At 73.4% G+C, this 9,404-nt stretch carries 8 protein-coding genes, 1 other RNA gene and 2 pseudogenes; 5 read left to right on the forward strand and 6 right to left on the reverse strand.

Going from position 1 to position 9,404, the window contains the following annotated elements; translation table 11 throughout:
• Nucleotides 1–62: 62 nt before the first annotated feature.
• Nucleotides 63–278 (forward strand): annotated as a pseudogene (locus tag ACFO6V_RS08940) (tyrosine-type recombinase/integrase); the annotation flags it as partial.
• Nucleotides 279–281: 3 nt separating this feature from the next.
• On the opposite strand, the gene rnpB reads toward ACFO6V_RS08940, so the two are convergent.
• Nucleotides 282–680, reverse strand: an RNA gene (gene rnpB, locus ACFO6V_RS08945) — RNase P RNA component class A.
• 53 nt (nt 681–733) lie between these two features.
• The gene (locus ACFO6V_RS08950; RefSeq protein WP_377134371.1) at nt 734–1,117 is read right to left on the reverse strand and encodes a tautomerase family protein; all 384 of its coding nucleotides are present in this window, start codon (nt 1,115–1,117) and stop codon (nt 734–736) included.
• 48 nt (nt 1,118–1,165) lie between these two features.
• Between ACFO6V_RS08950 and ACFO6V_RS08955 the strand changes: the two genes are divergently transcribed.
• The gene (locus ACFO6V_RS08955; protein WP_377134373.1) at nt 1,166–1,993 is read left to right on the forward strand and encodes a YaaA family protein; all 828 of its coding nucleotides are present in this window, start codon (nt 1,166–1,168) and stop codon (nt 1,991–1,993) included.
• A gap of 58 nt (nt 1,994–2,051) precedes the next feature.
• A complete protein-coding gene (locus ACFO6V_RS08960) occupies nt 2,052–3,365 on the forward strand; it encodes an MFS transporter (protein WP_377134375.1) in 1,314 nt (437 codons plus the stop codon).
• 67 nt (nt 3,366–3,432) lie between these two features.
• On the opposite strand, the gene ACFO6V_RS08965 is transcribed toward ACFO6V_RS08960, so the two are convergent.
• The 3 genes from ACFO6V_RS08965 to ACFO6V_RS08975 all read right to left on the reverse strand — a co-directional run bounded on the left by ACFO6V_RS08965 (nt 3,433) and on the right by ACFO6V_RS08975 (nt 6,001).
• Nucleotides 3,433–4,185 carry a histidine phosphatase family protein gene (locus ACFO6V_RS08965; RefSeq protein WP_377134377.1) on the reverse strand — a complete coding sequence of 251 codons (753 nt, stop codon included), beginning with the start codon at nt 4,183–4,185 and terminating at the stop codon, nt 3,433–3,435.
• The gene (locus ACFO6V_RS08970) at nt 4,182–4,940 is read right to left on the reverse strand and encodes a zinc ribbon domain-containing protein (RefSeq protein WP_377134379.1); all 759 of its coding nucleotides are present in this window, start codon (nt 4,938–4,940) and stop codon (nt 4,182–4,184) included. Before ACFO6V_RS08970 ends, ACFO6V_RS08965 begins: the two co-directional genes overlap by 4 nt.
• Nucleotides 4,941–5,059: 119 nt before the next feature.
• Nucleotides 5,060–6,001, reverse strand: a complete 942-nt coding sequence (locus ACFO6V_RS08975; protein WP_377134381.1) for a Nif3-like dinuclear metal center hexameric protein — start codon at nt 5,999–6,001, stop codon at nt 5,060–5,062.
• Between the two features lie 120 nt (nt 6,002–6,121).
• Here ACFO6V_RS08975 and ACFO6V_RS08980 point away from each other — a divergent pair.
• Together ACFO6V_RS08980 and mtnN are read left to right on the forward strand one after the other, a co-directional pair.
• A pseudogene (locus tag ACFO6V_RS08980) lies at nt 6,122–6,571 on the forward strand (S-ribosylhomocysteine lyase); the annotation flags it as partial.
• Between the two features lie 145 nt (nt 6,572–6,716).
• A complete protein-coding gene (mtnN, locus tag ACFO6V_RS08985) occupies nt 6,717–7,430 on the forward strand; it encodes a 5'-methylthioadenosine/S-adenosylhomocysteine nucleosidase (protein WP_377134383.1) in 714 nt (237 codons plus the stop codon).
• Between the two features lie 61 nt (nt 7,431–7,491).
• On the opposite strand, the gene ACFO6V_RS08990 is transcribed toward mtnN, so the two are convergent.
• Entirely contained in the window at nt 7,492–9,372 is a 1,881-nt protein-coding gene (locus ACFO6V_RS08990) for a bifunctional 3'-5' exonuclease/DNA polymerase (protein ID WP_377134385.1), read from the reverse strand.
• Nucleotides 9,373–9,404: the final 32 nt, after the last annotated feature.

Genomic DNA, 9,404 nt, shown 5'->3' on the forward strand with positions numbered 1-9,404 from the left:
TACCCACGGTTGGGACACCTGCCGCTAGCCCCGATCGACTCCGAGGACATCCAGTCGACTTCCACGATCTGCGTCACTACTACGCGAGCCCGCGCATCCGCCACGGCGTGTCCGTCAAGGCGGTTCAGGCACGACTGGGCCACAAGGACGCGAGTGAGACCCTGGACACCTACTGGTATCACCACGGCCTTCAGGCCAGGCGACCATGGCGCAACTGCGAACGTGATCTCGCGCCTGGAAGCCTCCGACTGGTGCTCCGATGCAGGTCAGGGCCTTAAAAGCGGACGAGCCGGTCTGTACGCCGGGTTCTGTTCCCGCGCCGGGTTACCCCTGCGCAGGCGACGGCCATCCATCTAGGCCCTGCGTTGCCGCAGGGCTCGAGCGGTCTACCCAACTGTGCTTCTCCGAAGAGAATCGGGCGGGCAGCCCTCAAACACAGTCTGTCTGACCTTGCTCCAGGTGGGGTTTACCTAGCCGCTGCCGTCACCGGCAGCGCTGGTGGTCTCTTACACCACCGTTTCACCCTTACCCCCGGTCCTGAGACCGAGGGCGGTCTGTTTTCTGTGGCACTGTCCCGCGGGTCACCCCGGGTGGCTGTTAACCACCACCTTGCCCTGTGGAGCCCGGACGTTCCTCGGCGGGCGCCCGAGGGCACCCAACGCGACCGTCCGACCGACTCGTCCGCAGGTAGAAGCGTACCGTCAACCCTCCATACCGCCCGTCACAGAGCCCGTCAGACGTCGACCCGGTAGCTCAGCGTCAGCTCGTCCCCCGACATCCCGCGGATCCCCCAGTTCTCCTTCGGGCTCTCCACGATCACGATCTCCAGATCGTTGACGTCCAGCCCGAGGCGCGGCGCGACGTCGTCGTAAAGCGCCGCGATCAGCGCGCGCTTGGCCTCACGGCTGCGGCCCGTGAAGCAGATGACCTCCACGACCAGGTAGGCGTCCGAGCGTGGGGCGACCAGGTCGCCGTCGTCCAGGAGGAGGAAGCGGTGGAACCGCTTGTCCTCAGGGAGCTGCCAGGTGCGCACGAGCGCCTCGTGCAGCGCGTCGGAGATCTCCGCGCGCCGCTCGCCCCATACCGACCGGTTTCCGTACACCTTGACCTGGGCCATGTGCGCCAACCTACCGAGCCATCCCGCCCGGCAAATTAGGCTGGGCGGGTGATGTTGCTCCTCCCGCCCTCCGAGGGCAAGACGCCGGCGCCCGACGGCGCGGCCCCGCTCGACCTGGGCGCCCTGGTCCACCCGGAGCTCACCGAGCGACGCAAGCAGGTCCTCGCGAATCTCGCGCGGGTCAGCGCCGGGCCCGACGCGACCACCGCCCTCGGCGTCAGCGACGGGCTCGCCGACGAGGTGGCGCGCAACATCGCGCTCCACGACGCGCCGTCGGCCCGCGCGGCGGAGGTGTACACCGGGGTCCTGTATGCGGCAGCCGGCCTGGCCACGCTGCCCGACGGCGCAGCGCAGCGCGCCCAGGCGAGCGTGCTGACCTTCTCGGGGCTGTGGGGAGTCGTCGCGCCCGGTGACCGGATCCCCGCCTACCGGCTCAGCATGGGCATCGGCCTGCCCGACGTCGGGCGGCTCGCCACGTTCTGGAAGCCTGCCCTCGCCGAGGTGCTCGACGCCCGGGCCGCGGGCGACGTCGTCGTCGACTGCCGGTCCGCTACCTACGTCGCTGCCTGGAAGCCCCGGACGACCGGGGACGGGGCCGCCGAATGGGTCGAGGTGCGGGTGCTCCGAGAGACCGACGGCAAGCGGACCGTCGTCTCGCACAACGCGAAGCACACGCGCGGGGTGCTGGCCGGGCACCTGCTGCGCCGCGAGCACGAGGCCCGGACCAGCGAGGACGTGCTGAAGGCCGCCCAGGAGCTGGTGGGCTCGGTGATGCTGACCGAGATCGGCTCGGGCAAGGACCAGACGCTCATCGAGGCGAACCTCCTGGACGGCAGGCCGCGCGGGCCGCGAACACTGGAGCTCGTGCTCGCCTGAGCACAACCTCGGCAACAGGTCTGGCGCCCGCGCCCATAGAGCGGTTGGATGGCGCCTCATGAGCATCATCCAGACGGGCGGCAGCGACGTCGCCGGAGGCAGCGGCCTGACGGGCGCCAGAGTCGCAGTGGCAGCGGCGTTCTTCGCGCAAGGCTTCGTCTTCATCAGCCTCACCACCCGCCTGCCACGGTTCCTGGAACGGTGGGGGCTCGATGAGGTGACCCTCTCCCTGCTGCTGCTCATGATGGTGCTGCTCGCCGGCGTGGGATCACTCGTCACCGAGCACGTGGTGCGCCACTCCGGCAGTGCGCTCATGCTCCGGCTCGGGCTGCTCCTGATGGTCGTGGCAGTCCCGGCACTTACGCTGGCCCCCGCGGTCGGCATCTTCGCGGGCGCCATCGCCGTCTACGGCATCGCACTCGGCCTGGTCGACGCCACCACCAACATGCAGGCCGTCGATCTCGAGCACCGGTACGGCCGGCCGATATTGCCGTCATCCCACGGGTACTGGACCACCGGCGGCATCAGCGCCGCCGTCATCGCGCTCGCCACAGGGCACCTCTCCCTCACGGTCGGCGTGTTCGTCGCCGTGGTACCGCTGGTGATCGCGTTTGCGCCGTACCTGCCGCGGGTCGCACGCGAGCCGCAGGGTATGCCCGGGATGTCCTACGGCGGAGCCGGCCTGACGCCGCCGATCGCGAGCCCGGTGGTGGCTGCTGCCGCGGGACCGATCCCGTGGCGGCCCATCTGGCTCGTGGGATCCGGGCTGGTCGTGTTCTACATGGCCGACACCGCCGCGGCCGCGTGGGGCCCCGTCCTCCTCTCGCTCGATCTGGGCGCCCCGGGCAACCTGGTCGCGCTCGCCAGCCTCCCTTACCTCGTGGCCTCGATGCTGGTGCGCCTGGCAGGCGGGCTTCTCGTCACCCGGTTCGGCGTGGTGCCGCTGCTCCGCATCGGGGCAGTCGTGGCGTTCGGGGCGCTGGCACTGGTCGCGCTCGCGCCGTCCTGGCAGGTCGCAGTGGCGGGCTTCGCGGTCCTCGGGGCTTCGATCGCCCTCGTGGCGCCGCTCAGCTTCTCGGCGGCGGGGCGCATCGCCGGGGTCTCGGCCGACTCGGCGACCGGCGGCTCGGCGACCGAGCCCGACCGCGCCCGCACCGACGCCGTGATCGCGCGCTTCAACCAGTTCAACTATGCGGGCGCCCTGCTCGGCGCAGTGCTCACGGGGTTCGTCGGCGCGTTCAGCCTACGGGTCGGGTTCATGCTGTCCGCCGTGCTCGTGCTGGCCCTGATACCGCTCGCGCCGGCTTTCGCCCGAGGAACGCTGCGCCGTCCGGAGAGCGAGCCGGTCACCGACCCGGCTGCCGGACACTAGCGCGCAAGGTCGTGGAGGAAGACCCGCTCCCCGGGCGGCACCGCCGCCGCCACCGCACGGGTGTCGTTCAGCCGTCGGTAGGGACTCCGACAGCGGTCACCTCGGTGGTGCCGTCCTCCCACAGGCGCACGACCGAGAGCGAGGCGGGCGGGACGCGCAGCCGCGCCCAGTGCGACGCGGGAGCGCCCAGCGCCTGCCCGACGGCGGTGCGGATCTGCGCCGCGTGGCCCACCGCCACCACCGTGCGGTCCACGCCGCCGGCCAGCAGGTCGGTGAGCCCGTCCCAGACCCGGGCGCCGAGCTGCGCGTAGGACTCCCCGCCGGGCGGCACGAACGTGCCCGTCGAGTGCCACTGGGCCAGCTCACCGGGCCAGCCCTGCTCGATCTGCGGCGCGGTGAGCCCGTCCCACTCCCCGAACCGGCACTCGGCGAAGCGCTCATCGGTGGAGATGTGCAGCCCGAGCCGCCGTCCGACCGCGGCAGCCGTCTCCTGGGTACGCGCCGTCGGCGAGGCGACGAGCGCCGTCGGGCGGGGCAGGTCCGGCCAGAGGCCGCCGCTGCGCATGCCGCCCGTCGAACCCGCCCCGGTGCGGGCCGCGCGTCCGACGCGGAAGACGGCGTCGGCGGCCTGCGCCGCCTGCAGCCGGCCGCGCGTCGTCAGGGACGGGCCCGGGCCGTCCGACCCGGAGTATGCGGCGGCTTCCGTCAGGGCCGTCACCCCGTGCCGGACGAGCACCACGGTCAGGGGGAGGGCGTCGTCGAACCGGGTGGCCGCGGCCGGCGGGCGCCGGTGCGTGTCGAACCCGGGCGCCTCGCTCATCCGGCGGCAGCGCCGGTCGTCGCGCCGGCGCCACGCACCAGGATCCGGCCGCACTCCTCGCAACGCACCACGGCGTCGGGGGCCGCGCTCCTGATGGTCGCCAGGTCGGCCGGCGGAAGATCCATCCGGCAGCCGTCGCAGCGGTTGCCGTTGAGCAGCGCGGCGCCGGTGCCGCCCTGCTGCACCCGGATCTTCTCGTACAGCGTGACGAGGGCCGTGTCGAGCCCGTCCACCGCCTTGGCCCGCTCGCCCGCGATCGCCTGGATCTGCGCGTCGATCTCGGCCCAGCCGGCGTCGCGCTCGGCCTCGACCTTCGCCTTCTCGGCGACGAGCTCGCCGTTGGCGGCCTCGACGGTAGCCAGCGCCTCCTGATGCGCCTCGAGCCGCTCCATGACGTCGAGCTCGACCTCCTCCAGCGCGGCCTGGCGCGCGGCGAGCGAACGGAGCTCGTCGGTCAGCGCGACGGCATCCTTGGCGCCGACACCGCCCGAGTCGAGCCGCTTCTGGTCCCGGTCGGCGCGGTTGCGGACCTGCTCGACGTCGGACTCCGCCTTCGTCAGCTCTCGCTTGAGGTCGGCCACCCGGGTGCGCGACTCGACGAGCGAGGCACGCAGGTCCGCGATCCGGCCGTCGAGCTCGGTCAGCTTCGTCAGCGCGGGAAGGTTCTTGCGCTGGTGGGCGAGCTGCTGGACACGGGTGTCGAGCGCCTGGACGTCCAGCAGCCTGCGCTGGTCTTCGAGTGGTGCAGTAGCCACGAGGGCGTCCTCTCGGTCGGGTTCTGGGGGGCTGTCCAACGCTACCTCGCGCGTGCCCGCGCGGAAGCCACTCCGGGGGCCGGTCCGTGGGTGGTCTCGGAGTGCGCCCGGCAGGCGGTTCAGCGGGACGGGACCTGACCCGTCCAGGGGTCGGTCACGAGCTCGCTGACCCGCGCCTCGATCGCGAGCCCGTCTGCCGCGAGCGCCGCGGCGAGGTCCTCGACGGCGTAGCGCAGCCAGGGCCACTCGCTGGCGTAGTGGGCGGTGTCGACGAGGAACGGGGTGCCGGAAGGTCCGTCGGTCCCGGCCGCACGGGCCTCGAACTCGGCCCGTTCGCGCAGCTCGGAGGCCGGGTGGTGGCGCAGGTCGGAGGTGACGTAGACGTCGGCGTCGGCCGCGCGGACGGCGTCGAAGTAGCCGTCGCCGGAGCCGCCGAGGACGGCGGCCGTCGTCACGACGGCGTCCGGGTCGCCGGAGAAGCGGATGCCCTGTGCGGTGGCGGGCAGCGCTGCCGCGACGCGGCGGGCGAAGTCGGCGAGGGTGGTGGGCTCGGCGAGGCGCCCGACGCGGCCGATGCCGCGGTCGGTGCCGTAGTGACCGTCCTTCTCGCCTGCCGCGCTCACCTCGAGGGGACGCCGGTCGGTGATGCCGACGAGGTCGGCGAGGGCGTCCGCCACGCCGCGCGGGGCGGCGTCGGCGTTGGTGTGCGCGACGTGCAGGGCGCACCCGCCGGTCAGGAGCCGGTGCACCACGGAGCCCTTGAAGGTGGTGGCGGCCACGGAGCTCACGCCGCGGAGGAACAGCGGGTGGTGCGTGACGAGCAGGTCGGCGCCCCATTCGATGGCTTGGTCGACGACGGCGGTGACCGGGTCGACCGCGAACAGCACCTTGCGTACGGGTGCGGCCGGGTCGCCGGCGACCAGCCCGACGGCGTCCCAGCCCTCCGCCGTCGACGGCGGGTAGAGGCCGTCGAGGGCACGCACGACCTGGGCCAGCTTGGGGGCTGTGGTGCCGGACTGCTCGGGTGACGGGTCGGGCGCGGGGGCGTCGGTGCTGCTCACGCATCGCAGCGTAGTACGGGGCCCTTCGCCGGGCCGTGCACCGGGTGAGGGGTTCGTGGTGACGTCGTTCCGCGGGCGCGAACGGCATAGGCTCGTACCGTGACCGAGCCAGCACCCCGCATGAACGTCGAGTCGTTCAACCTGGACCACCGCGCCGTGGCCGCCCCGTACGTGCGCCTCGCCGACCGCAAGGAGCTTGCGGCCGGGGGCGTGCTCGTCAAGTACGACGTGCGGTTCACGCAGCCCAACGTCGCGCACCTCGAGATGCCAGTCGTGCACTCATTGGAGCACCTCTTCGCGGAGCATTCGCGCAACCACTCCGACGCCGTCCTGGACTTCTCCCCCATGGGCTGCCAGACCGGTTTCTACCTGATGCTGCAGGGCGAACCCGCCTACGAGGACGTGCTGCGCCTCATCGAGGCGACGATGCGCGACATCGTCGCCGCGACCGAGGTGCCCGCCGCCAACGAGGTGCAGTGCGGCTGGGGCGCGAACCACACCCTGGCCGGCGCGCAGGAGGCCGCTTCCGTGTTCCTGTCGGCGCGCGGTGTCTGGTCCCAGGTGTTCGCCGACGGCGCCCCGGGCGAGGCATCAGCGAGTGACGCCGCAGCCCGCGACGCGGCGGCACGCGAGGCCGCGGCCCGCGACGCGGCAGCCGGGATGCAGCGTCCGGGGGCGCCGCTGCCGGGCATCTCGCTGCCGCCGGGACAGACCAGTGGGGAGTGAGCTGCCCGTCGCCGTCGTGCTCGTCGCGATGGACGACGAGGCCGCGCCGTTCCTCGACCTCGCGTCCGAGGTGGGCGAGCCGGAGCGCGTGGGCCGTGCCGAGCTCCGGCACGTCACGCTCGCCGGGCAGCCGGTCGTGCTGGCGCGCACCGGCATCGGCTTCGTCAACGCGACGGCCGCGGGCACGAGTGCGATCCTCCGCCACGGCGTGGGCGTGCCGCTGATCAGCGCGGGCAGCGCCGGCGGGCTCGGCAAGGACGTCGCGGTCGGGGACGTGGTACTGGGCGCGCGCCTCGTCAACGCGGACGCCGACGCCCGCGCCTTCGGGTACGTGCTCGGCCAGGTGCCCGGCATGCCCGAGGCGTACGACGCCGCGCCGGGGCTCACCGACGCCGTCCGGCAGGCCGCCGCGACCGTCGCCGGTCAGGTGCTGCGCGAGGGCACCATCGGCTCGGGCGAGAAGTTCGCCACCGCCGACCTAGCGCTGCGGCTCCGCGCCGACTTCCCCGACATGCTCGCCATCGACATGGAGTCGGCGGCGCTCGCGCAGCTGTGCCACAACTTCGGCACCGACTTCGTCTCGGTGCGGGCCGTCTCGGACCTGTGCGCGCCCGACGGCACCGAGTTCCTCACGCACGTGGACGACGCGGCACTGCGCTCGGCTCAGGTGGTCACCGCAGCGGTCGGGCTGCTCGCGGGCTGACCGGTGCGCCTCTGACTGACTCGCTTCTGGCCGTTGCTTCCCGGACTGCCGCGACCCGGACTCAGCCCTTGCCGTCCGCGTAGCTCTCGGTGACCGCGACACTGAGCGGAAAGTCCACCGGGAAGTCGCCGAAGAGCAGGCGCCCGGCCTCGTCCGCGGCGGCGCGCACCTCGCGCGCCACCTCCTCGGCGAGGGCCGCCGGTGCGTGCACCACCACCTCGTCGTGCAGGAAGAACACCAGGTGCGGACGCCTGTCGAACGGCGCGGGCGCGAGCCCGGGCGCGACCTCGGCAGAGGCCTCCCCCAGCGCCCAGAGCCGGCGGCGGATGGACGCGATCCAGCACAGCGCCCACTCGGCGGCGGTTCCCTGGACCACGAAGTTCCGCGTGAACCGTCCCCAGGACCGGGTCTGGCTCCGGGCCCGTGACTGGGCGTCGGCGCCGGCGTCCTCGTCGAACGCGGAACCCTGGACCGCGGCCCACGAGTCGCCGGGCAGCGGCGAGCTGCGGCCGAGCCGCGTGGTCACCCTCTCGCCCCGCTCACCCGCCCGCGCCGCACGCTCGACCAGGTCGATGGCCTGCGGGAACGCACGGGCGAGCCGCGGCAGCACCTGTGCGCTGACGCCCGTGGTGCCCCCGTACATGGCGCCGAGCATGCCGACCTTGGCGTGCTCGCGGGAGTCGACGGCGCCCGTCGCGACGATCCCCGCGTACATGTCCGTGTTCGCGCCGTCCTTGCTGCGCCCCGCCGCGGCCATGCGCTCGTCGCGGGCCAGGGCGGCCAGCACCCGGGGCTCGAGCTGGGCGGCGTCGGCGACGACGAACGTCCAGCCCGGATCGGCGGTCACCGCGCGCCGGACGTTGTGGGGCAGCGACAGCGCGCCGCCTCCCGTGCTGGCCCAGCGGCCCGTGACGACCCCGCCGACCACGTACTCCATCCGGAACCTGCCGTCCGGCGCCCAGGTGTCCAGCCAGTTCCAGCCGTTGGCGGTGTAGAGGCGGTAGAGGCCCTTGTACTCGAGGAGCGGGGCGATCACCGGGTGATCGAGCTTCTCCAGCTCCCACTTGCGGAGGCTCCGGGCGCCCACGCCCGCGTACTCCATGGCGCGCAACAGGTCCGGGTGGGAGTCGGGGTTGAGCGTCGGCGGGGCGTCGATTGCCTCCCGGATCTGGTGGGCGAGCGCTTCGAGCTTCGCCGGGCGCGCACCCGGCCGGGGTCGCGGGCCGAGTGCCTCCGTGAGGATCTCGTCGTGGATGTCGCCGCGCCACGGGAGCCCGGCATGGTGCATCTCGGCGGCCGCGAGCGCCCCGGCCGACTCGGCCGCCAGCAGGAGCCTCAGGCGGCCGGGTTCGGTGCTGTCCTTGAGCGCCGCGAGCTGGGCGGCCAGCTCGGCGGCGGGGTCGAGGGTCTCGCCGTTGCCCTGTCTGCCGCTCGGCGCTTCCGGGCCGCTCGGCCGCTCGTCGCCCTCGCGCCGGCTGTTCCGGTCACTGTTCCGGTCACTGTTCCGGTCGGTCCCGGGCCGGGCCGGGGGCGCGGTGATCTCGCCGAGGTCGAAGAGCGGTTCGGCGCCGGGGTGCCGGTCGGGACGAAGCAGCGCGGCCGCCGTCGGCCCGCCCGGCGGCGGGACGGGTGCGAGGCGGTCCCAGGCGCTGGGACCTGCCTCGGCGAGCGCGGTGCGAGCCGAGAGCACCGACGTGCGGAGGACGGCGTGCGCGAGGCGCAGGTCGTGCGCCCGGTCGACCCGGACGCCCTCGGCGAGCAGGGCCGGGTACCAGTTGTTGGTGTCGTCCCAGGTCCAGCGGACCTGGGACGACTCATCCGTGCCGACCTCGTCGGCCAGGCCGGCGGCATCGATGATGCGCGGCTCCCCCGCGGGCGCGCCGGAGTCGGAAACCGGCCGTAGGCCGGTGCCCGAGGGTTCCCGCGAGATCACCGTGTGCATGGGCTCAGTCTGCACCGGCCCTCTGACACTCC

The organism is Promicromonospora alba (assembly GCF_042654905.1).
In the GTDB taxonomy this organism is placed as follows: domain Bacteria; phylum Actinomycetota; class Actinomycetes; order Actinomycetales; family Cellulomonadaceae; genus Promicromonospora; species Promicromonospora alba.

Bases quoted from the DNA above. Each gene is read 5' to 3' on its own strand.
- ACFO6V_RS08950 (WP_377134371.1), bottom strand. From the start codon at position 1,117: ATGGCCCAGGTCAAGGTGTACGGAAACCGGTCGGTATGGGGCGAGCGG.
- ACFO6V_RS08960 (WP_377134375.1), top strand. From the start codon at position 2,052: ATGAGCATCATCCAGACGGGCGGCAGCGACGTCGCCGGAGGCAGCGGC.
- ACFO6V_RS08965 (WP_377134377.1), bottom strand. From the start codon at position 4,185: ATGAGCGAGGCGCCCGGGTTCGACACGCACCGGCGCCCGCCGGCCGCG.
- ACFO6V_RS08990 (WP_377134385.1), bottom strand. From the start codon at position 9,372: ATGCACACGGTGATCTCGCGGGAACCCTCGGGCACCGGCCTACGGCCG.